Source organism: Methylobacterium gossipiicola, from assembly GCF_900113485.1.
Classification (GTDB): domain Bacteria; phylum Pseudomonadota; class Alphaproteobacteria; order Rhizobiales; family Beijerinckiaceae; genus Methylobacterium; species Methylobacterium gossipiicola.
The window spans coordinates 1-20,197 of sequence record NZ_FOPM01000035.1 but is presented as its reverse complement, the minus strand read 5'-3'; the positions used below and the strand labels follow the sequence as shown (position 1 = coordinate 20,197).

Sequence of the window (20,197 nt, the reverse complement as noted above, 5' to 3'; positions counted from 1 at the left end):
ATGACGGGTGAACTCGACCTCTACGGCGTCTTCGTGCCGAGCCTGGCCGCCTGGATGCTGATCGCCTTCGCGATCAGCCTGCCCCTGCGGCGGGGGCTGGCCTGGACCGGGTTCTATCGCTTGGTCTGGCACCGGCCCCTGTTCGACCTCGCCCTCTACGTCGTGCTCCTCGGTGCCGTGGTCGCGGTGGCGGTGCCGCTCACCCGGTGAGCCGCCCACGGCCGCCGCTTCTTTCCCGACAGACCTTCCGGAATCCCCGATGCCCCGGTTCCTCGCCCTCTCGGCCCGCCTCCTCGTCACCCTCGGTATGGTCGCCGTCGCCATCGTGGTCGGGCTGGCCCTGTGGGACTACTACATGCAGGCCTCCTGGACCCGGGACGGGCGGGTGCGGGCCGACGTGGTGCAGGTGGCCCCCGACGTGTCCGGCCTCGTCACCGAAGTCCTGATCGCGGACAATCAGGTGGTGAAGCGGGGCGACGTGCTGTTCCGGATCGACCCGGACCGCTTCGCCCTGGCCCTGCGCCAGGCCGAGGCGGTGGTGGAGGGCAAGAAGGCCACCGCAACGCAGGCCGCCGCCGATTATGCCCGCTACCTGAAGCTGAGCGACGCCGCCGCCTCCCAGCAGCGGGTCGAGGCCGCGCAGGCCGCCGACCTGGAGGCGAAGGCCGCCTACGCCCAGGCGACGGCCGACCGCGACCTCGCCAAGCTCAACCTCGACCGCTCGGCGGTGAAGGCGGCGGTCAACGGGCGCATCACCAACATGGGCCTGCGCCCCGGCACCTACGTCTCCACCGGGCACGGGGTGATGGCGCTCATCGACAGCGACACCGTGCGGGTCGAGGGCTATTTCGAGGAAACCAAGCTGGCGCGCATCCATGTGGGCGACCGGGCCCGCATCCACCTGATGGGCGATGACGCCACCCTCACGGGCCATGTGGAGAGCTTCGCCGGCGGCATCGAGGATCGCGAGCGCACGGCCGGCTCCAGCCTGCTCGCCAGCGTCAACCCGACCTTCGCCTGGGTGCGGCTGGCGCAGCGCATCCCCGTGCGGATCAAGCTCGACGGCGTTCCCGACGACACCCGGCTGGTCTCGGGCCGCACCGCGACGGTCGCGATCGAATCCAACGGCGAGCCCCCGCATGTCAGCCTGTTCGGCGCCGTGCGCGGCGCGCTCCAGGGCGTCGCCGGGGAGGGGGGCACCCGCTGAGGGCGAAATCCTGAATCGCGAGTCTCCGCGCCGTCGCCACGGAGCCCGGACGCCCCTGATCCGCGCGAATCCGACGGCGCCCAAGGGGAGGCGTCGGCGCGGACCGCCCACATACGATTCGTTCACGGCTTTAATCCATCCGGCGGCAACGATCGGCGACGGCTCAGGTTGTCGTCACGAGGGCCACGACGGATCGGCATCATGGAACGCGCGAACGATTTCGACGAACACGAGGGAGCCCCGGTGGAGAGCCCGGAGACGCCCGACGCGAAGGCGGCCGAAGCGGTGGTCCTCGAACCCCTGGCCGATTATCCGCGCATCGACCTGCGCGGGGCCGGCGAGCCCTGGGAGAAGCGCCGGGCCGCCGGCAAGACCCTGCGCGAGACCGTGCCGCACGCGAGCCACGCGGCGCTCATGATCCCGGAGGATCGGCCAGACCCCGTCAGCCTCATCGAGGGCGCGCATGAGGGCCGCCAGCCCCATCTCATTCCCCTGCGGGTGGCCCGCATGGCGAGTTCGCCGTTCGCGTTCCTGCGGGGGGCGGCCCACGTCATGGCCTGGGACCTCGCGCACTCGCCCCGCAGCGGCATCATGGTGGCGATGAACGGCGACGCGCACATCTCCAATTTCGGCCTGTTCGGCACGCCCCAGCGCGACGTGGTGCTCGACCTCAACGATTTCGACGAGGTCACCATCGGCCCGTGGGAATGGGATCTCAAGCGCCTCGTCGCCAGTATCGAGGTGGCGGCGCGGGGCGACGACGTGCCCGCGAGCGAGCGCCGGGCCGCCGTCACGGCGGCGGTGGGCGGCTACCAGCACGCGATGCTGGACCTCGCGCCCCAGGGGCCGCTGGATGTCTGGCAGCAGGCGGCGCGGGCCGAGAGCCTCGACTTCTCCGGCATTCGCATCGACGCCGAGTCGCAGGCCGTGGTCCACAAGGCGGTGGAGAAGGCACGCAAGCGCAACAATCGGACCCTGCTCGACCGGGTCGGCGAGCGCCGGGTCGATGGCGGCTGGCGCTTCCGCGAGGATCCCCCGATCCTCACCCCCGTGGACGAGGCCACCCGTGAGGCGGTGATCTCCGGCCTCGAACACTATGCCGACACCCTGCCGCGCGAGCGCCGGTTCATGCTGAGCCGCTACCATGTGGTCGATGTCGCCCATCGCGTCGTCGGGGTCGGCAGCGTCGGCACCCGCGCCTACGTCGCCCTCCTGTGCGGCAACTCCGACCGGGACGTGCTCTTCCTCCAGGTGAAGGAGGCGGTGCGCCCCGCCCACGCGCCCTATCTGCCCGGCATGCCCGAGCCCTATGCCAGCCACGAGGGCGAGCGGGTGATCTACGGCCAGCGCCTGCTCCAGGCGGTGGGCGATCCGCTGCTCGGCTGGACGACCATCGCGGACCGCCCGTTCTATGTCCGCCAGATGAAGAACATGAAGGGCGAGATCCCGGTCTCGTGTATGACCGGGCAACCGCTCCTGTACTTCTCCTGGGCCTACGGCGCGCTCCTCGCCCGGGCCCATGCCCGCACGGGCGATGCGGCGGCCATCGCGGGCTATTGCGGCAAGGACCGCCACGCCGATCTGCGCGAGGCCCTGGCCGATTGGGCGCAGGCCTATGGCGAGCGCAACCAGGCGGATTACGAAACCTTCCACGCCGCCATCGCCAGCGGCCGCCTCGAGGCGGCCTCCGATCCGCATCTGTGACGAATCGGCCGGGGGCCGGCGGGGGACGACGGCGCGGGGGCGCTTGATTCTCGGAGCCGCCCCCGGAAGGGTAGGGCATGGCGCGACGCATCCACCGGACCACGGACTTCCTCGCCGATGCGCTCCACCGCCTCGGCATCGCGGCCGGGGCCGTGGACCGCGAGGCCCTGCGCGAACGGCTCGGCCTGCCCGAGCGGGGCGGGGTCTGCGAGGATGCGGCGGTGGCGCAAGCCCTGCGGGCTTCCGACGCCCGCCGGGATTTCGCCCGGAACGGGGTTCCCGCCCTGATCCAGGCGATCCCGGCCCTGCGGGCCGAGACCGATCCGGACGGCACGCTGCACTGGCGGGTGCGGGTGCTGTGTCCGCTCCTCGACGACAACCGCCTCGACCTGCGCATCGACACGGTGCCGGATGCGGAAGCCGCCGAGATCCTCGACGAGATGGCGCTGGGCAACGATCCGTCCTGGCGCCTCGACGCCCTGCGCGCCCGCGTGCTGCAGACCGCCGGCCGCCTGCGGGGAAGCCTCAACCGAACCATCCTGCGCCTGCGCGACCAGATCCGCGCCGACATGACCGAGGCGGGCGCGGATGCCGTCACGTATATCGCCCATCTCGACCGCTCCCTGCGTTCGCGGGTGTTCGCGGACGGACCGGACGCCGCCGCCACGATCCTCGACACCCTGAAGGCCGTGCGCGCCCGGGGGCGGGTGGTGGCGCAGGAGGCGTCCGGCACCCGGCGCCTGCGCGACCGGGCCGGGTTCGGCAGCTACATCGACAAATTCGCCGCCGCCCGGCGCCTCAACCGACGCATCGTCTTCCACATGGGGCCGACGAATTCCGGCAAGACCTACGCGGCCGTCGAAGCCCTGACCAAGGCCGCGACGGGTGCCTACCTCGCGCCCCTGCGGCTCCTGGCCCTCGAGAATTACGAGGCCCTCGCGGCGCGCGGCCTGCGCGCCGGCATGGTCACGGGCGAGGAAATCCTCGGCGAGGCCGACCCGACGCACACGGCCCGCACCATCGAGACGGCGGACCTGCGCCGCCCCATCGACGTCGCGGTCATCGACGAGATCCAGATGCTGTCGGACCCCGACCGGGGCTGGGCCTGGACCAACGCCCTGTTCGGGATCCCCGCCCGCCTCGTCATCGTCTGCGGCGCCGAGGATGCGCTCTCGGCCGTGCGCCGGGCGGCGGAGGCGGCGGGCGAATCCCTCGACGTCGTCACCTTCACGCGCAAGACGCCCCTCATCGCCCTCGACGCGCCCGTGCCCCTGGAGGAGGTCGCGCCGGGTGACGCCGTGGTGGCGTTCTCGCGCCGGGCCGTGCACGAGCACCGTGAAACCCTCGTGGCCGCCGGGCGCAGCGTCGCCACCATCTACGGCGCCCTATCGCCGGAGGTCCGCCGGGCCGAGGCGACGCGGTTCCGCGACGGCGAGGCCGAGGTGCTGGTGACCACGGACGCCATCGGCATGGGGCTCAATCTCGGCCCCCTCAAGCGCGTGATCTTCGCGGCCGTCCGCAAGTGGGACGGCAGCGCGGAGCGCGCCCTCACCAATGCGGAGATTCGCCAGATCGCCGGACGGGCCGGGCGGTTCGGCCATCAGGAGGCGGGCTACGTCGCCGCCACCGACGACGACGCCATGGGGCCGGTGCGTGACGCCCTGTCGGGCGCCCCCACGGCCCCGGCCGCCGACACCCGGTTCTTCGTTCGGCCCGACCTCGCCGCCATCGAGGCGGCCGCGGCCGAACTCGGCACCGATTCGCTCAGCGCCGTCATGGCGCATTTCACCCGGGCGACCTTCTATGAGGGCTCGCCGTTCCAGCCCTCGGCCCTCGACGAGTTCCTAGGCGCCGCCGAGGCCGTGGACCAAGTCTCGTTGCCCATCCGCGAAAAATTCGCCTTCGCGGTCACGCCCATCGACCGGCGCGACCCGATCGCCGTCGCCGTGGTGGCACGCTGGCTCCAGGCCCGCGCCCTCGGCGCCTCGGTGCCGGCCCTGCGGGCCGATCCCCACGGCGATCTCGCGTATCAGGAACGCACGGTCCGCCTCGCCAGCGCCTATCTCTGGCTGGCGCGCCGCTTCCCCGACACCTTCGACGATGGCGCCGCCATGCGGGCCGTGCGCGAACGGGCGAATGCCGCCATCGAACGGACCCTGCGCGAGACGGCGACCCTGACGGTGACGCAGCGGGCGCGAATGCGGGAAACCAATGCGGCGGAGTGAGACCGGCTCAGGTTGATCGCCTCCGATCGGCAAGACGGACTGCCCCTCACGAAAGGAGAGGGGTGCCGTCCTCGCCGAGGACGCAAGGGAATCGTTCGAAACTGGTCCGGGCGCGGCGATTGCGCGGCCGCCTCACTCCACCCGCTGCCAGCCCGGCCCCGTCAGGCGCTCCTGCGGCAGGAACTTCGCCTTGTAGTCCATCTTGCGCGAGCCCTCGACCCAGTAGCCGAGGTAGAGATACGGCAGGCCGAGGTCGCGGGCGCGGCGGATGTGGTCGAGGATCATTAGGGTGCCGAGGGAGCGTTGCGCCTCCGTCGGGTCGTAGAACGAATAGACCATCGAGAGACCGTCCGACAGGACGTCCGTCAGGCACAGGGCGACGGTGGGGCCGGTGCCCCGGCCGTTGATGGCCGTGTCCGGTCCGCGCCGGCGATAGGCCACGAGGTGCGTGTCGACGTGGCTGTCCTCGATCATCATGGCGTAGTCGAGCACGGTCATGTCGACCATGCCGCCGTCGCCGTGGCGGGCGTCGAGGTAGCGCCGGAACAGGGCATAGTGCTCCGAGGCCGGGCGGTTCGGCTCCGGTGTGCCCACGAGGTCGGCGTTGCGTTGCAAGATGCGCCGCTGGCTTCCCGAGAGCACGAAATCGGCCACCACCACCCGCACGGAGATGCAGGCGCGGCAGGTCTCGCAGGCCGGCCGGTAGGCGATGGTCTGCGAGCGGCGGAACCCGCCCTGGGTCAGGATCTCGTTGAGGTCCCGGGCCCGGCGTCCGACGAGGTGCGTGAACACCTTCCGCTCCTCCTGCCCCGGCAGATAGGGGCAGGCGGACGGAGCCGTGAGATAGAATTGGGGCGTGTCGCGGGAATGGCTCGTCACAAGGTTGTTCGCTCGCGGCCTCGGGGCACGCGACGCGGCCCGAGACACGAGTGTATCCGCATCCCCCGCCGGCTCAACATCGGAAGCGCCATCGCGGATGAATTTCGTCAGGCCGTCCGCACCACGGCGAGGCCGAGGAGGAGATCGTGGCCGAGGCGACGGTCCGGACGGACGAGACCGATGACGAGATCGAGGGCCCAGAGCAGGAAGGTCGAGATCGCGACGTAGAACAGCAGCGCGTGGACGCCCGCCGTGATCATGTCGACCCGCGTTCCCGCCTGGTTCACCACTCGCAGGCCCATCATCCGCATCCCCCAGGTGCTCTGGCCGGCGCCCCCCACGGTGAGCGCGCTGTACAGGATGCCGCTCGCCGGCAGCACGGCGAACAGGGTCCAGCCGAGGCCGAAGGTGAGAACGCCCAGAACGGTGATCAGCAGGGCGAGGACGGCGGTGAAGCCGAAGATGAACAGGATGTCGAGGAGATAGGCGGCGCCACGTCCGCCGAGACTCGCCCGCACGATGGGAAACGCCATGGGCGCACCGTAGGGAGCCTGCGGACGGGGGGCATAGCCCGTGGGGGATTCGAGCATGGGGCGCTCCTCGCGCGGGGGCGAACTTGCCTCGGCTCAAGGTGGGCGCGGCACGCCCGATTCTCAAGATCCCACCCGGTGCCCCGTCATGGCTTGGCGGCAAGGGGATCGGCGGCTTCCGCCTCGGGAGTGTCGAGGTAGAAATGCTTCAGGAGGTAGAGGGCGGCCCCGTTCATCGGCCCCTGCTCGGTGGCGATCGACAGGAGTTCGGCGCCCGGCCCGAACCCGCACGTCACCCAGCGCTGGCGGGCCGCCAGGGTCGTCTGGCCCGCGACGGCATAGTCGACCCGCAGCTCGTCGGGCGTCGCGCCGGTGCCGATGCGCAGGATCCGCACGCTGGTTCCGGCCGGCGCCAGCGCCGGAACGGCCCGGCGGCAGGTGGTTGCCCGCTGCCCGTCGACGCTGCTCGCGCAGGCGGTGAGCGCGAGCAGGACGGCGAGGCCGCCATGGGTCGGCTTCACGCCCCGGCGCGCAGGTGCTCGGCCACGCGCGGGGCGTAATAGGTGAGCACGCCGTCGGCGCCCGCGCGCTTGAAGGCCAGCAGGCTTTCCAGCATGGCGCGCTCGCCGTCGAGCCAGCCGTTGCGGGCGGCGGCCTCGATCATCGCGTACTCGCCCGACACCTGATAGGCGAAGGTCGGCACGCCGAACTCGTCCTTCACCCGGCGGATGATGTCGAGATAGGGCAGGCCCGGCTTCACCATCACCGAATCGGCGCCCTCGGCGATGTCGAGGGCGACCTCGCGCAGGGCTTCTGACGAGTTGCCGGGGTCCATCTGGTAGGTGCGCTTGTCACCGACGAGCGCCGCCTGGGTGCCGATGGCGTCGCGGAACGGGCCGTAGAAGGCGCTCGCGTACTTCGCCGCGTAGGCCATGATCTGCACGTCGCGGAACCCCGCCCGGTCGAGGCCGGTGCGGATGGCGCCGACGCGCCCGTCCATCATGTCGGACGGGGCGATGATGTCGGCGCCGGCTTCCGCCTGGATCAGGCTCTGCTCCACGAGGAGCGCCACGGTCTCGTCGTTGAGGATGGCGCCGTCCTGCAGCAGGCCGTCATGGCCGTGGCTGGTATAGGGGTCGAGGGCGACATCGGTCATGAGGCCGAGCTCGGGCACGGCCCGCTTCACCGCCCGGACGGCCCGGCATACGAGGTTGTCGGGGTTGAGGGATTCGGAGCCGGTGGCGTCGCGCAAGGACGGCTCGGTGTAGGGAAAGAATGAGATCGCCGGAATGCCGAGGCGGGCGGCCTGCTCGGCCGAGCGCACGATCTCGTCGACGCTGAGGCGCTCGACGCCCGGCATCGACGCGATGGGCTCGCGCCGGTTCGTCCCCTCGACGATGAACAGCGGCCAGATCAGGTCGTCCACCGTCAGGGTATGCTCGCGCACGAGGCGGCGCGACCAGGCCGATTTGCGGTTGCGGCGCGGGCGCTGGGTGATGGTGAGCGCCGTGGGGCGGGCGCTGTCCGCGGCGGCTTCGCGGGCGAGGGGGCGCGGGGTCGGGGTTTCGTCGGGCATGGGTTCATCCGGACCTGCCGCATCGCCAGGGATGCGAGGTCCGCCCGCCTATCACATCCGTGAAAGGCCCCGAAACCCGGCCCGCCGTCGCAGCGCCCTCCGGGGCGGGAGATTGACGGGCCGGGCGGAAACTTCGTCTATGCCGGCGATCCTCGGGAAGGAGACGCCATGGTGGGCGCGGAAAACATCACGGGCGCGGACGACGATATCCTGTTCGCGCGCCACGGCGCGGCGGGCCTCATCACCCTGAACCGGCCGCGCGCCCTCAACGCCCTCTCGCTGGCGATGATCCGGGCGATGCACGCCCGGTTGTCGGCCTGGGCGACGGACGACACCGTCACCCGGGTGGTGGTGCGGGGCACCGGGGGCCGTGCCTTCTGCGCCGGCGGCGACGTGCGGGCGATCCATGCCCTCGCCACGGCCGGACGGGACGCCGAGGTCGATGCGTTCTGGCACGGCGAATACGCCCTCGACGCCCTGGTGCAGGGCTACGACAAACCCATCGTGTCCCTCATCGACGGGATCGCCATGGGCGGCGGCAACGGCATCTCGCTCCATGGCCGGCACAGGATCGCGGCGGAGGGCTACCGCTTCGCCATGCCGGAGGTCGGCATCGGCTTCTTTCCCGACGTGGGCATGACCCATGCCCTGCCGCGCCTGCCCCACCGCGCGGGCCACTACCTCGCCCTCACGGGGGCGACCATCGGCCCCGGCGATGCCCTGGCCCTCGGACTGGCGACCCACGCCGTGCCCGCCGCCCGCTTCGACGACCTCGTGGCCGATCTCGCCCTCGGGGACGACGTCGCCGACACCCTGGCGGCGTATGCGGACACCCCGCCGCCGCCGGGGCCGGTGATGGCCCACCGCGCCCTCATTGACGCCTGTTTCTCGGAAGCCGATGTTCCCGGCATCCTCTCGCGGCTCGACGCCGCCGCGCATGACGGCTCCCTGTCCGCCGCGGACGCCGCCTTCGCGCGGGAAACCGCCGCCCTGATGCGGACCCGCTCGCCGACCAGCCTCTGCATCGCCCACCTTCAGATGCAACGCGGTGCCGCGATGTCTTTTGCCGCCTGCATGGCCGCCGAAGCCCGCCTCGCCGCGTTTCTGATGCGGGGACACGACTTCTTCGAGGGCGTCCGCGCGGCCCTCATCGACAAGGACGGCGCGCCGGTGTGGAATCCGGCGCGCCTGGACGACGTCGACGGGGCGGCCATCCGGTCCGCCTTCGAGGGATCGAACGGTTTGGCGCCAAGCGCCCCGTGACGCGGCGATCCCGGACGGATGCCGGGCGCGATGGGGACCACACGAGAGGACGGAGCGAACGTGCGCAGTTTGACCAAGGTGAGCGCCACGCGGGACGGCCGTGGACGCACCCAGGAGAGCGACGACCGGATCGAACGCGCGGTCCGTTCCCCCCGGGCGGGGTGGGACGTGGTGCTGGTGTGGTTCATGCGCCTCACCGCCCTGGTCTGGCTCGCCAAGGCGGTGGCCAACTGGGCCGCGATCCTCGACGTGCTGCCCGGCGCGCCGCCCTTCGCGTCCGAGGCGAGCGCGCGCCAGACGGTGATCGTCTATTTCGCGATCATCGACGCCATGGCGGCCGTCGGCCTCTGGCTCACGAGCGCCTGGGGCGGCGTCGTCTGGCTGCTCGCCGCCACCTCTGCGCTGACGCTCGCGCTGTTGACCCCACATCTTCTGCCGATGTCGGTGCCGCATCTTGCCGGAGAGGCAAGCATCGTGGCGGCCTACTTCGTTTTATCTTGGCTTTCGGCGCGCGAAATCCGGTAAACGAAGCCTTTCGCGAATCGCTTCATCTTGCGTTTACCGACAGAGGTAAATCGCAAATTCATCGTATCGCTTAAACCGTCTTTCATCCGAGGTGCCTAGGTTGGGTTCATGAGCGGTGGCGATGAACACCGGCCCTGCAACCCGAAGATCTGACGAGGCCAGCGATGAAGTCCCAGGCAGCCAAGGTTAGCGAAACGAATACCGCCCCCGAAGCCGCGCCGCACGGGTCCTATCTGGAGGCCCTCCACCTCGTGGAGCGCCTGCACCGCCGCCTCCTCGACGTGATCAAGGACGAGTTCGAGCGCCGCGAGCGCGAGGACGTCAACAGCGTCCAGGCCCTGCTGCTCTACAACATCGGCGACAAGGAACTCACGGCGAGCGAGCTGCGCACGAAGGGCTACTATCTCGGCTCCAACGTCTCCTACAACGTCAAGAAGCTCGTCGAGGCCGGCTACCTCCACCATGCCCGCTCGACCACGGACCGCCGCTCGGTGCGGATCAGCCTCACGGAGAAGGGCCGGCAGATCCACGACATCATCCAGAGCCTCTACGACAAGCACGCCCGCACCATTCAGCCCATCGGCGGTATCTCGGACGACGATTTCGGCCGCATGAACACCGCCCTGAGCCGCCTCGAGCGCTTCTGGACCGACCAGATCCGCTACCGTCTGTAAGGAGCGGTCCGATCGATCGGCGCGACGGGCTCCCCCGAAAGCAAGGGCAAGCCGCCACCGAAGGCCGCATGGATCACGCGGCGGTGCCGGCTGGGGGGCCGGCGCGACCGCGCCGCCCCCGGGATGATGGGCCCGAGGCTACTTGCCCAGGGGCACGCCCTTGGTGGTGAAACGCGGCGCGCCCGGATGGCGCATCGCACGCTGCGGGCCGCCGGGCTTGCCCGTGCCGGAGGGCTGCGTCGACGGCACGAGCTGATCCGGCCGGGGGCCGATGAGGTCGGCCCGCCCCATGGCCCGCAGGGCTTCGCGCAGGACGGGCCAGTTCTCGGGGTCGTGATAGCGCAGGAACGCCTTGTGCAGGCGGCGCTGGCGCAGCCCCTTGATGGCGTCGACGGGTTCGCTGCCGCCGCGCCGCACACCCTGAAGCGGGTTGATCTCCGTGTGATACATGGTCGTCGCCGTCGCCATGGGGGACGGCAGGAACGTCTGGACCTGATCGGCGCGGTAGTCGTTCTTCTTGAGCCAGAGGGCGAGGTTCAGCATGTCCTCGTCGGTGGTGCCCGGATGCGCCGCGATGAAATACGGAATCAGGTAGTATTTCTTGCCGGCCTTCTTGGCGGCGGCCTCGAACATCTCCTTGAAACGGTCGTAGGTGCCGATGCCCGGCTTCATCATCAGGTCGAGGGGACCCCGCTCCGTGTGCTCGGGCGCGATCTTGAGCCGGCCGCCGACATGGTGGGTGACGAGCTCCTCGACATATTCGGGGCTGCGAACCGCGAGGTCGTAGCGCACGCCGGAGGCCACCATGACCTTCTTGACACCCTCGACCTCGCGCACCTTGCGGTAGAGCCGGATCAGGTCGTCGTGGGAGGTGTTGAGGTTCGGGCAGATGTCCGGGAAGACGCAGGACGGCAGCCGGCAGGCCGCCTCGATCTTCGGGTCCTTGCAGGCCATCCGGTACATGTTGGCGGTGGGTCCGCCGACGTCAGAGATCACCCCGGTGAAGCCCGGCGTCTTGTCGCGGATCAACTCGATCTCGCGCAGGATCGACTCCTCCGAGCGGTTCTGGATGACGCGGCCCTCGTGCTCGGTGATGGAGCAGAAGGTGCAGCCGCCGAAGCAGCCGCGCATGATCGTCACCGAGAACTTAATCATGTCCCAGGCGGGGATCTTGGCGTCGCCGTAGGACGGATGCGGCGCGCGGGCGTAGGGGAGGTCGTAGACCGCATCCATCTCCGCGCTGGTGAGGGGGATCGGCGGCGGGTTCAGCCACAGGTCGCGGTCGCCGTGGCGCTGAACGAGGGGGCGGGCGTTACCGGGGTTGGCCTCCCGGTGCAGCACGCGGGATGCGCGGGCATACGCCTCCTTGTCGTCCTTGACCTCGTCGTAGGCGGGGAGCCGGATCACGGTCTCGCCCGGCCGGCGGGCGGCGGCCTCGTCGGCCGATTCGAGGTCGTCGGCGGGCAGCTCGGTGAAGTGCTCGGGCACGCGCCGGAACAGGGCGACCCCCCGGACGGAATCGAGGTCCTTCGGCGCCGCGCCGGCGGCCATGCGGTTCGCCACCTCGATCACGGCGCGCTCGGCATTGCCGTAGAGGAGGAGATCGGCCTTGGCGTCCGCCAGGATCGAGCGACGCACTTTGTCGGACCAGTAATCGTAATGGGCGATGCGCCGCAGTGACGCCTCGATGCCGCCGAGGATGATCGGCACGTCCTTGTAGGCTTCGCGACAGCGCTGCGTGTAGACGATGGTGCAGCGGTCCGGGCGGGCGCCGCCCTCGCCGCCGGCCGTGTAGGCGTCGTCGCTGCGCAGGCGGCGGTCCGCCGTGTAGCGGTTCACCATCGAATCGAGGTTGCCGCCGGTGACACCGAAGAACACCCGCGGCCTGCCGAGCACCTTGAACGGTTCCGCCGAGTGCCAATCGGGCTGCGCGATGATGCCGACCCGGAAGCCCTGCGATTCGAGCAGCCGGCCGATGATCGCCATGCCGAAGCTCGGGTGATCGACATAGGCGTCCCCCGTCACCAGGACGATGTCGCAGGCATCCCAGCCCAGGGCGTCCATCTCGGCGCGGCTCATGGGCAGAAACGGCGCCGCCTTTCTGGGCGGCGGCTTGAAGGCGAAGAGCGCCGGGACGGGGGCGGGGGCGGCGGAAGCTTGGAGTTCCATGGCGCCTGCATACGCCGCTCTGCCCGCAAGCTCAACGAACCGCGAACGTGGCGCGGTCATCCGCAAATCGGTCGGGTCCGGCGGCCCCCTGGCGGGGCATCGGTTCGATCCGGCCCGCCGAGGCCCGGCCTCCGGGAAAGCCGCACCGTCGAAGCCGAAAGAATCAGGCTCCGGTCAATTCGCCCGGGGCCGGGACCCTCGTGCTGAGACGCAACCACTTCGTTCATGCGCCAGAGCACGAGGCTTTTGTTTTTGCATCAATTTTCCCAGACACGGCTGGAGCCTCGGTCTGGATCGATGCACGAGACGTGGCGCCGGTCGGCACGCGCCGTTCCGGTTCCCGGCCGCCCACGGCTTCGGCCAGCAGCTCGGCCACGAGATCGGCCTGGGAGACGATGCCGACGAGGCGGTCGTCGGGGCCCACGACGGGGAGGTGGGACAGGCCGGCATCCTGCATCCACGGCACGAGGTCGGCGATGGGCGTCTCGGGGCGGACGGAGCGGACCGGGCTCGTCATGATGTCCTCGACGCTGCCATGGGGGGCACGGCCCCGCGCCAGGGTGAGGGCGAGGCGGCGTACGAGGCCGAGGCGGGGGCCGGGGCGCTCCCACACGGTCTTGTCCAGGAGGTCGGTCTGCGTGACGATGCCGAGGATGCGGGCGGCCTCGTCGGTCACGGGCAGGGCCTTGACCCGGTGGTGGCGCAGGAGATTGAGCGCCTCCTGCAGGGGCGCGTGCGGGGCGATGCCGACGACGTGGCGGGACATGATCGTCGCGCAGGTGATCGGGCCGGCGGCGCGGCGGCGATAGGCTTCGAGTTGGACTTGCGCCAGGATCGCCGCGAGGTCGTCGCGGCCGATGTCGAGAACCTGATCGTAGGCCTTGAGCACCGTGTCGAGGTCGGCCGGGGTGGCGCCGCCGCGCGTCGCGGGGGCGGGATCGCCGGTGCCGTGGGCATCCGCCCGCCCATGCGGGTAGGTGCGTCCCGTGAGGTTGTTGAACGCGAGGGCGACGGCGAGGAGCAGGAGCGAATTCGCGCCCACGGGCCACAGGACGAATCCGTAGCCGAGATCGTGAATGGCCGGGCCGCCCAGCACCGCCGTGAGCGCGATGGCGCCGCTCGGCGGATGCAGGCAGCGTAAGCTCATCATCAGGCCGATGGCGACCCCGATGGCGACCGCCGCCGCCAGGACGGGATCGGCGATGAGCCTCGCCGCTGTGACGCCGACGAGGGCCGCCACGAGGTTGCCGCCCAGGATCGACCAGGGCTGCGCCAGGGGGCTTGCCGGCACGGCGAAGAGCAGCACCGCCGAGGCGCCCATGGGGGCGATGAGCGCCGGCAGGGCGGGGGCCGGCCCGAGGGCGAGGCGGGCGACGAGCCCCGTCACCAGGATGCCGACCAGGGCGCCGACCGCCGAGCGCAGGCGCTCGCGGGCGCTCGGCGGTGGCGCGTCGGGCAAGAGGAGGCGGAGGGACAGGCGCATGTCGCGATGGGCCTTGGAGTTCGGGGACGTCCTTTGGGGATCGGCTGCGAGAGACCGGGGGACGTTTTCTAGGCGACTGGCGCCCCTGGCGTCGAGGAAGGAGGGAGCCTTTCCGCTCCGCTTGCGGGGAGAGGGGAATGCGCACACAGGTTTCGTCCAGAAACGCGGACGGCGCGCCCTCGGGGGGACGCGCCGCCGCGCTCGTGGCCGAAGCCGGTCCTCAGACCGCGCGGGCCTGATGCAGATGCTCGATCTGCTGCTGGGTGTAGCCGAGGTCGAGCAGGACCTCGTCGGTGTGTTCGCCGAGGAGCGGCGAGGCCTTGATTTCGACGCTCATGTCCGAAAACTTGATGGGGCTTCCCACCGTCAGGTACGAGCCGAGCTTCGGGTGCGGCACCTCGACGACGGTGCCACTCGCCCGCAGGGACGGATCGACGGAGAGTTCCTTCATGGAGAGCACCGGCGCGCACGGGATGTCGTAGGTGCGCAGGATGTCGACGGCCTCGAACTTGGTCTTGTCGGCGAGCCAGGCTTCGATGATGCCGAAGATGTCGAAGATCTTGTCCTGACGGGCCAGCGGGGTGTTGTAGGCCGGATCGTCGATCCACTCCTCGCGGCCGAGCACCCGGCAGATCGGCGCCCAGGCGTGACCCTGGATGGTGAAGTAGATGTAGGCGTTGGGATCGGTCTCCCAGCCCTTGCACTTCAGCACCCAGCCGGGCTGGCCGCCGCCGCCCGCGTTGCCGCCGCGCGGCACCACGTCGGTGAACTGGCCGTTGGGGTACTGGGGATATTCCTCGAGGTAGCCGATGGCATCGAGGCGCTGCTGGTCGCGCAGCTTCACGCGGCAGAGGTTGAGCACGCTGTCCTGCATGGAGACCGCGACCTTCTGGCCGGTGCCGGTCTTGTTCTTCTGGTGGAGCGCCGTGAGGATGCCGATGGCGAGATGCATGCCGGTGTTGGAGTCACCGAGTGCCGCGGCGCTGACGGTGGGCGGGCCGTCCCAGAAGCCCGTGGTGGAGGCAGCACCCCCGGCGCACTGCGCCACGTTCTCGTAGACCTTCAGGTCCTCGTAATGGTGGCCGTCGGAAAAGCCCTTCACCGAGGCGAGGATCATGCCCGGGTTGAGCTCCTGGATGCGGGCCCAGGAGAAGCCCATGCGGTCGAGGGCGCCGGGGCCGAAATTCTCCACCATCACGTCGGATTGCTTGATCAGCGTCTCCAGCACTTCCTTGCCCTCGGGGGTCTTGGTGTCGAGGGTGAGCGAACGCTTGTTGGAGTTCAGCATGGTGAAGTAGAGGGCGTCCGCATCCGCGACGTGACGCAGCTGCGTGCGGGTGACGTCGCCGGCGCCGGGCCGCTCGACCTTGATCACGTCGGCGCCGAACCAGGCGAGCAACTGCGTGCAGGCGGGGCCGGCCTGGACGTGGGTGAAATCGATGATCTTGATGCCCTCGAGCGGCTTCGTCATGGCGCGTTCTCCCGTTTGGATCGGTTGTGGAATCGAAAGGCGCGGTCCGCTTGGCGCGGGCTCTGCTGTTGGCCGTGAGGCAGTCGGCCCCGGAGGGACCGCCGACCCTTGCGGTCGGTATGGCCGCGCCCTCAGGGGGCGCGGGATTCGAGTTCGGCGAGGCGGCGGCGAAGATCGCGCTCCTCGGTCCAGCGACGGGTCTCGTCGCGGATGATGGCGACGATGCCCGTCACGGCGCCGTCCGGGCCGTGCAGCATCGCCACCGTGAAGGCGATGGAGAGGGCGTGGCCGTCCTTGTGGATCGCCGGCACCCGCAGGACGTCGGCGCCGTACTTCGTGATGCCGGTGCGCATGGTCTCGGCGTAGCCGTCCCAGTGGCGGCGGCGCTGGCGCTCCGGGGTGATGATGTCGAGGGAGCGGCCGAGCGCTTCCTCCGCCGGGTAGCCGAAGATCCGGGTCGCAGCGGCGTTCCAGACCACGATGGCGCCGGACGGGTCCGACACCACCACGGCGTCTCCGAGGGCCCCCACCAGGGCGGCGAAGTCGATGGCCTGGGGCAAAGACTCACCGGGCAGGGCCTCACCGGACTCCGCCATGGCTCAAGCCACGTCGACGGGGGATTTGTTGCAGAGCAGTGCACGCTTTCGCAAGTGCAGCGAAGAGGCGGCGCCTTGAAGGATGGGGCTGTCCAAGTGCATGGTCGCTTCCTCCGGGCCTTCCATCTCCACCGGGCCGGATGCGGCACGACGAGACTTTAGGCGGGTCTGACGAGGACTTGTCGCGGGCCTTGCTTTTTCTGTCGGCCCGTTGTTGGTATTTGGTATGCCAAGCATGTCCGACTGTCAACCGACTTCGCCGTTCCCTGTCGAGGCCACCGAGGTGACCACGGGGCCTCCCCAGCTTCCCGATGGCGATCCGGCCGTGGGCCGAGGCCCCGGCATCCGCATCACCCAGGAGGCGGCCTACCGCTTCACCGTGGATTTCGGCGACCTCGTCCCCGGGCTCGCCGTGGACGAGGCGCCGCCGGCCGGGGAGGGGGCGGGGCCGTGCCCAGAGCAGCTCCTCGTGGCGGCGGTGTCGAACTGCTTGTGCGCCAGCCTCGTCTTCGCCCTCGGCAAGTTCCGCCAGGAGGCCCACGGCGTGCGGGCGGACGCCCATTGCCGGATCGTGCGCAATGCGGCCGGGCGCCTGCGCATCGGCGGCATCGAGGTCGCCATCGCGTTGGGGGAACCGGCCGAGAACCTGCCGCGCCTCGACCGGGTGCTCGAACAATTCGAACGCTTCTGCACCGTGTCGCAGAGCGTCGAGGCCGGCATTCCCGTCACCGTCTCCGTCGCCGACGCGACGGGGCGGCGCCTGCGTTGAGGAGAATCCAAAGATGTCGGACACTGAGCACGGGCGCGCCCACGAGCCCGAAGACCTCGCCCGCCTGTTCAACGCCCGCGCCAATGCGGGCGATGTCGCGGGTTTGGTCGCCCTGTACGAACCGGACGCGGTGCTGGCGGTGGGGGCCGTCGTCGCCACGGGGCATACGGAGATTCGCGGCTTCTATGCCGATCTCCTCGCGCGCAAATCCGAGTTTCCCGCCGCCGAGACCCTGCCGTCCCTGCGCAACGGCGACCTCGCCCTCACCTTCGCGCGCTTGCCGAACGGCGTCGTCTCCTGCGAGGCGGCCCGGCGCCAAGCGGATGGGTCCTGGCTGTGGGCCATCGACCAGCTCAAGATCAAACCCCTCGCGCCCGCGACCGCCTCATGAGCGAGGCGATTCCCCTTCCGCCGGAACTCACGGGGCGCCTCGGCTTCGTCCACCGCCTGCCCGTGGCCGCTCCCCTGCCGCCAGGGCGTCATGACCTCGGTCTGTTCGACACCCGCGATGCCGTGCTGGTGGTGCCGGAGGGGCTCGTCCCCGGCCGGCCCGTGCCCCTGGTGGTGCTGTTCCATGGCGGCGGCGGCAGCGCGACGCGGATCCTGCCGATGCTGGAAGCCCATGCCCAGGCCGAACGCTTCCTCCTCCTCGTGCCCCAATCCCTGCTCCCGACCTGGGATCTGGTGATCGGCGGCCACGGCCCCGACCGCGAGCGGGTCTCCGAGGCGCTCGCGGCGGTGCAGGCGCGTTTTCCCCTCGATCCGACCCGGTTCGTCTTCGCGGGGCATTCGGATGGCGGCAGCTACGCCCTGTCCCTCGGCCTCGCCAACGGCGACGCGGTCACCCACATCATCGCATCGTCGGCGGGGTTCCTGTCGGTGCATGCCCAGGTCGGGGCGCCGCGGATCTTCGTATCCCACGGCACGCGCGACGAGCAGATTCCCATCGCGCGGAGCGCCCGGCCGCATGTGGCGCAACTGCGTGCGGCCGGCTACGCGGTCACGAGCGTCGAGTATGACGGCCCGCACGCCCATCAGCCCGAGATCGTGGCGCAGGCGGTGGCCTTCGCCATGGGGTAACGGGATTCCGCAAGGATCATCCCTTCGGCGGGTGTCGGGCGGAGCCCGACCGGGCGTCCTCGGCGCACAGAACCGCGAGGTCGTCGTCCGTCACCGCCTCCAGGGGCCGGGCGATGCGATGGGCGCGGGTCGGTTCACCGTCCCGCATCACCAGAACCAGGGTTTCCCGGTCGGGACAGCAGGCCTGAGCGCAGGCGACCTCGTTCACCGAGAGGGTGTCGGCCTCGGCGAGGCCGAGGCGGACGACGAGATCGGCCTTGATCGCGGCGATGCGGGCCGAGCGGGCGGCGTTGCGGACGCGCAGGTCCGCCCGGCTCATGAACCCCATCAGGCGGCGCCGCGCTGCCAGACCGGGAACGGATCGGGCAGGTGCTCGAACGCCGCCGGATCGAAGCGCCGGGGCTCGGCCGGGCCGACGAGGCAGGCATCGAGGGCCGCCGTGATGGCGTCGCGGTCCATGCCGGTGCCGATGAACACGAGTTCCTGGCGCCGGTCGCCCCAGACGTCGCTCCACACGTCCTGGATGCGCTCGGCGAAGACGTCCGCTTCGGGCCAGCGGGCCCGGGGTACGGCGGCCCACCAGAAGCCCATGGCGCCGACCTTGGCGACGGCCCCCGCCAGGGAGAATTCCCCAACCCAGTTCGGCCGCGTCGCCAGCCAGAAATGGCCCTTGGCGCGAATCAGGCCCGGCCAGGTGGCGTGGACGAACCGGTCGAACTTCTCCGGGTCGAAGGGGCGACGCGCCCGGTAGACGAAGGAGCTGATGCCGTATTCCTCCGTCTCGGGCACGTGCTCGTGGGCGCCGTAGAGTTCCTTGAACCACAGGGGGTGTTCCTGCGCCTTCTCCTCGTCGAAGAGGCCGGTGTTCAGGATCGCCCCCGGGGCGACGCGGCCCTGGCTCGCCTCGACGATGCGGGCGTCGCCATTGAGGCCCCGCACCACGGAGCGCACCAGGGCGAGCTGGTCGGGCGAGACGTCGGCGGCCTTGTTGATGACCACGACGTCGGCGAACTCGATCTGCTCGACGAGGAGATCGACCAGGGTGCGGGTGTCCTCCGCCCCCGCCGTCTCGCCGCGCTGGCGCAGGAAGTCCTCCGAGCCGTAATCCCGCAGGAGGTTCACGGCGTCCACCACCGTCACCATGGTGTCGAGGCGCGCGACGTCGGAGAGCGACTGCCCGGCCTCGTCCCGGAACGAGAAGGTGCTGGCCACCGGCAGGGGTTCGGCGATGCCCGTGCCCTCGATGAGCAGGTAATCGAACCGGCCCTCCTCGCAGAGGCGGCGCACTTCCGCCAGGAGGTCGTCCCGCAGGGTGCAGCAGATGCAGCCGTTGGTCATCTCCACGAGGCGCTCGTCCGTGCGCGACAGGTCGGCGCCCCCGGCCCGAACGAGGTCGGCGTCGATGTTCACCTCGCTCATGTCGTTGACGATGACGGCGACGCGGCGACCCTCGCGGTTGTTCAGAATATGGTTGAGGAGGGTGGTCTTTCCCGCGCCGAGGAACCCGGTGAGAACGGTCACCGGAAGGCGGGCATCGGAACTCTGCATCGGGGCTCTACCCAGGAATTGTTATGATATAACATATCTACACAACAGGCTCCGTCGTCCCGTGTCAACCGAGGTCGGGGGAGGGCAGAAACGAAAAGGGGCCGGACTTGCGTCCGACCCCGTGGTTCCGATGGAAGGGTGTTGGCGTCAGGCGGTGACGATGCGGGGCGCCTGGACGGTCTCGGGGGCGATCTGCGCTTGCGCCACGACCCGCTTGCGCCAGGGCTTGAGCACCGCGATGGCCAGCAGCGAGGCGAGCATGTTGGCGCCGGCCGCGACGAGGAACACGCCGTCCCAGCTTCCCGTGGCCTGCTGCAGGTAGTTCGCCACCGGGACGAGGAGGGCGGCCGTCCCCTTGGCGGTGTAGAGCAGGCCGGCATTGGTGGCGGCGAACTTGGTGCCGAAGGTGTCGGTGCAGGTGGAGGGGAACAGGGAGTAGATCTCACCCCAGGCGAAGAACACGAAGCCCGAGAGCAGCACGAACCACAGGGGATCGTG

The 20,197-nt window shown here is 70.3% G+C and carries 20 protein-coding genes and 1 pseudogene; 10 read left to right on the top strand and 11 right to left on the bottom strand.

Annotated elements, in window-relative coordinates; genetic code table 11:
• The 4 genes from BM249_RS19620 to BM249_RS19605 all read left to right on the top strand — a co-directional run bounded on the left by BM249_RS19620 (window position 1) and on the right by BM249_RS19605 (window position 5,136).
• Entirely contained in the window at window positions 1-210 is a 210-nt protein-coding gene (locus BM249_RS19620; protein ID WP_091975157.1) for a DUF1656 domain-containing protein, read from the top strand.
• A gap of 49 nt (window positions 211-259) precedes the next feature.
• The gene (locus BM249_RS19615) at window positions 260-1,207 is read left to right on the top strand and encodes an efflux RND transporter periplasmic adaptor subunit (protein WP_091975156.1); all 948 of its coding nucleotides are present in this window, start codon (window positions 260-262) and stop codon (window positions 1,205-1,207) included.
• A gap of 201 nt (window positions 1,208-1,408) precedes the next feature.
• The gene (locus tag BM249_RS19610) at window positions 1,409-2,911 is read left to right on the top strand and encodes a DUF2252 domain-containing protein (RefSeq protein WP_091975154.1); all 1,503 of its coding nucleotides are present in this window, start codon (window positions 1,409-1,411) and stop codon (window positions 2,909-2,911) included.
• Window positions 2,912-2,988: 77 nt separating this feature from the next.
• On the top strand, window positions 2,989-5,136 hold the full coding sequence (locus BM249_RS19605; protein ID WP_091975152.1) for a helicase-related protein: 2,148 nt from the start codon (window positions 2,989-2,991) through the stop codon (window positions 5,134-5,136).
• 132 nt (window positions 5,137-5,268) lie between these two features.
• On the opposite strand, the gene BM249_RS19600 is transcribed toward BM249_RS19605, so the two are convergent.
• The 4 genes from BM249_RS19600 to hemB form a co-directional block, all read right to left on the bottom strand.
• Window positions 5,269-6,015, bottom strand: coding sequence for an arginyltransferase (locus BM249_RS19600; protein ID WP_091975150.1), 747 nt, complete (start codon window positions 6,013-6,015; stop codon window positions 5,269-5,271).
• Window positions 6,016-6,122: 107 nt separating this feature from the next.
• Window positions 6,123-6,605, bottom strand: coding sequence for an RDD family protein (locus BM249_RS19595; RefSeq protein WP_091975147.1), 483 nt, complete (start codon window positions 6,603-6,605; stop codon window positions 6,123-6,125).
• Between the two features lie 86 nt (window positions 6,606-6,691).
• Window positions 6,692-7,066 (bottom strand): hypothetical protein, encoded by a 375-nt coding sequence (locus BM249_RS19590; RefSeq protein ID WP_091975145.1) that lies wholly within the window; start codon window positions 7,064-7,066, stop codon window positions 6,692-6,694.
• A complete protein-coding gene (gene hemB, locus BM249_RS19585; protein ID WP_091975143.1) occupies window positions 7,063-8,121 on the bottom strand; it encodes a porphobilinogen synthase in 1,059 nt (352 codons plus the stop codon). Before hemB ends, BM249_RS19590 begins: the two co-directional genes overlap by 4 nt.
• A 168-nt stretch (window positions 8,122-8,289) precedes the next feature.
• Here hemB and BM249_RS19580 point away from each other — a divergent pair, with 168 nt between their 5' ends.
• The 3 genes from BM249_RS19580 to ldtR all read left to right on the top strand — a co-directional run bounded on the left by BM249_RS19580 (window position 8,290) and on the right by ldtR (window position 10,583).
• Window positions 8,290-9,384, top strand: a complete 1,095-nt coding sequence (locus tag BM249_RS19580) for an enoyl-CoA hydratase/isomerase family protein (protein WP_091975141.1) — start codon at window positions 8,290-8,292, stop codon at window positions 9,382-9,384.
• A 60-nt stretch (window positions 9,385-9,444) separates the two neighbouring features.
• The gene (locus BM249_RS19575; protein WP_091975139.1) at window positions 9,445-9,909 is read left to right on the top strand and encodes a DUF6163 family protein; all 465 of its coding nucleotides are present in this window, start codon (window positions 9,445-9,447) and stop codon (window positions 9,907-9,909) included.
• 164 nt (window positions 9,910-10,073) lie between these two features.
• Window positions 10,074-10,583, top strand: a complete 510-nt coding sequence (gene ldtR / locus BM249_RS19570) for a transcriptional regulator LdtR (RefSeq protein ID WP_091975137.1) — start codon at window positions 10,074-10,076, stop codon at window positions 10,581-10,583.
• Between the two features lie 138 nt (window positions 10,584-10,721).
• On the opposite strand, the gene BM249_RS19565 is transcribed toward ldtR, so the two are convergent.
• The 4 genes from BM249_RS19565 to BM249_RS19550 form a co-directional block, all read right to left on the bottom strand.
• Complete coding sequence (locus BM249_RS19565) at window positions 10,722-12,752, bottom strand: YgiQ family radical SAM protein (RefSeq protein ID WP_091975135.1); 2,031 nt, start codon at window positions 12,750-12,752, stop codon at window positions 10,722-10,724.
• A 223-nt stretch (window positions 12,753-12,975) separates the two neighbouring features.
• Entirely contained in the window at window positions 12,976-14,235 is a 1,260-nt protein-coding gene (locus tag BM249_RS19560) for an HPP family protein (protein ID WP_091975133.1), read from the bottom strand.
• Window positions 14,236-14,455: 220 nt separating this feature from the next.
• On the bottom strand, window positions 14,456-15,706 hold the full coding sequence (frc, locus tag BM249_RS19555) for a formyl-CoA transferase (RefSeq protein WP_091975131.1): 1,251 nt from the start codon (window positions 15,704-15,706) through the stop codon (window positions 14,456-14,458).
• 131 nt (window positions 15,707-15,837) lie between these two features.
• The gene (locus tag BM249_RS19550) at window positions 15,838-16,302 is read right to left on the bottom strand and encodes a PAS domain-containing protein (RefSeq protein ID WP_091975129.1); all 465 of its coding nucleotides are present in this window, start codon (window positions 16,300-16,302) and stop codon (window positions 15,838-15,840) included.
• Window positions 16,303-16,627: 325 nt separating this feature from the next.
• Here BM249_RS19550 and BM249_RS19545 point away from each other — a divergent pair, with 325 nt between their 5' ends.
• From BM249_RS19545 to BM249_RS19535, 3 genes are read left to right on the top strand one after another with little or no spacing between them, the layout of a single operon-like run.
• Complete coding sequence (locus tag BM249_RS19545; RefSeq protein WP_244528875.1) at window positions 16,628-17,071, top strand: OsmC family protein; 444 nt, start codon at window positions 16,628-16,630, stop codon at window positions 17,069-17,071.
• A 13-nt stretch (window positions 17,072-17,084) separates the two neighbouring features.
• Window positions 17,085-17,462 carry a YybH family protein gene (locus BM249_RS19540; RefSeq protein ID WP_091975125.1) on the top strand — a complete coding sequence of 126 codons (378 nt, stop codon included), beginning with the start codon at window positions 17,085-17,087 and terminating at the stop codon, window positions 17,460-17,462.
• Window positions 17,459-18,151: an alpha/beta hydrolase gene (locus tag BM249_RS19535; protein WP_091975123.1), complete on the top strand. Its 693-nt coding sequence runs from the start codon at window positions 17,459-17,461 to the stop codon at window positions 18,149-18,151. The genes BM249_RS19540 and BM249_RS19535 overlap by 4 nt, the downstream gene beginning before the upstream one ends.
• Window positions 18,152-18,167: 16 nt before the next feature.
• Here BM249_RS19535 and BM249_RS19530 read toward each other — a convergent pair whose 3' ends face one another.
• The 3 genes and pseudogenes from BM249_RS19530 to BM249_RS19520 all read right to left on the bottom strand — a co-directional run.
• Window positions 18,168-18,470 (bottom strand): hypothetical protein, encoded by a 303-nt coding sequence (locus tag BM249_RS19530; RefSeq protein WP_425284856.1) that lies wholly within the window; start codon window positions 18,468-18,470, stop codon window positions 18,168-18,170.
• Window positions 18,471-18,478: 8 nt separating this feature from the next.
• The gene (gene zigA / locus BM249_RS19525; RefSeq protein ID WP_091975119.1) at window positions 18,479-19,699 is read right to left on the bottom strand and encodes a zinc metallochaperone GTPase ZigA; all 1,221 of its coding nucleotides are present in this window, start codon (window positions 19,697-19,699) and stop codon (window positions 18,479-18,481) included.
• A 147-nt stretch (window positions 19,700-19,846) separates the two neighbouring features.
• Window positions 19,847-20,197: pseudogene (locus BM249_RS19520) on the bottom strand (oxalate/formate MFS antiporter); the annotation flags it as partial.

Excerpts from the sequence above, each read along its gene's own strand:
- BM249_RS19620 (WP_091975157.1), top strand. The coding sequence starts at position 1 with ATGACGGGTGAACTCGACCTCTACGGCGTCTTCGTGCCGAGCCTGGCC.
- BM249_RS19615 (WP_091975156.1), top strand. The coding sequence starts at position 260 with ATGCCCCGGTTCCTCGCCCTCTCGGCCCGCCTCCTCGTCACCCTCGGT.
- BM249_RS19610 (WP_091975154.1), top strand. The coding sequence starts at position 1,409 with ATGGAACGCGCGAACGATTTCGACGAACACGAGGGAGCCCCGGTGGAG.
- BM249_RS19605 (WP_091975152.1), top strand. The coding sequence starts at position 2,989 with ATGGCGCGACGCATCCACCGGACCACGGACTTCCTCGCCGATGCGCTC.
- BM249_RS19595 (WP_091975147.1), bottom strand. The coding sequence starts at position 6,605 with ATGCTCGAATCCCCCACGGGCTATGCCCCCCGTCCGCAGGCTCCCTAC.
- hemB (WP_091975143.1), bottom strand. The coding sequence starts at position 8,121 with ATGCCCGACGAAACCCCGACCCCGCGCCCCCTCGCCCGCGAAGCCGCC.
- BM249_RS19580 (WP_091975141.1), top strand. The coding sequence starts at position 8,290 with ATGGTGGGCGCGGAAAACATCACGGGCGCGGACGACGATATCCTGTTC.
- ldtR (WP_091975137.1), top strand. The coding sequence starts at position 10,074 with ATGAAGTCCCAGGCAGCCAAGGTTAGCGAAACGAATACCGCCCCCGAA.
- BM249_RS19565 (WP_091975135.1), bottom strand. The coding sequence starts at position 12,752 with ATGGAACTCCAAGCTTCCGCCGCCCCCGCCCCCGTCCCGGCGCTCTTC.
- BM249_RS19560 (WP_091975133.1), bottom strand. The coding sequence starts at position 14,235 with ATGCGCCTGTCCCTCCGCCTCCTCTTGCCCGACGCGCCACCGCCGAGC.
- frc (WP_091975131.1), bottom strand. The coding sequence starts at position 15,706 with ATGACGAAGCCGCTCGAGGGCATCAAGATCATCGATTTCACCCACGTC.
- BM249_RS19550 (WP_091975129.1), bottom strand. The coding sequence starts at position 16,302 with ATGGCGGAGTCCGGTGAGGCCCTGCCCGGTGAGTCTTTGCCCCAGGCC.
- BM249_RS19540 (WP_091975125.1), top strand. The coding sequence starts at position 17,085 with ATGTCGGACACTGAGCACGGGCGCGCCCACGAGCCCGAAGACCTCGCC.
- BM249_RS19535 (WP_091975123.1), top strand. The coding sequence starts at position 17,459 with ATGAGCGAGGCGATTCCCCTTCCGCCGGAACTCACGGGGCGCCTCGGC.
- BM249_RS19530 (WP_425284856.1), bottom strand. The coding sequence starts at position 18,470 with ATGAGCCGGGCGGACCTGCGCGTCCGCAACGCCGCCCGCTCGGCCCGC.
- zigA (WP_091975119.1), bottom strand. The coding sequence starts at position 19,699 with ATGCAGAGTTCCGATGCCCGCCTTCCGGTGACCGTTCTCACCGGGTTC.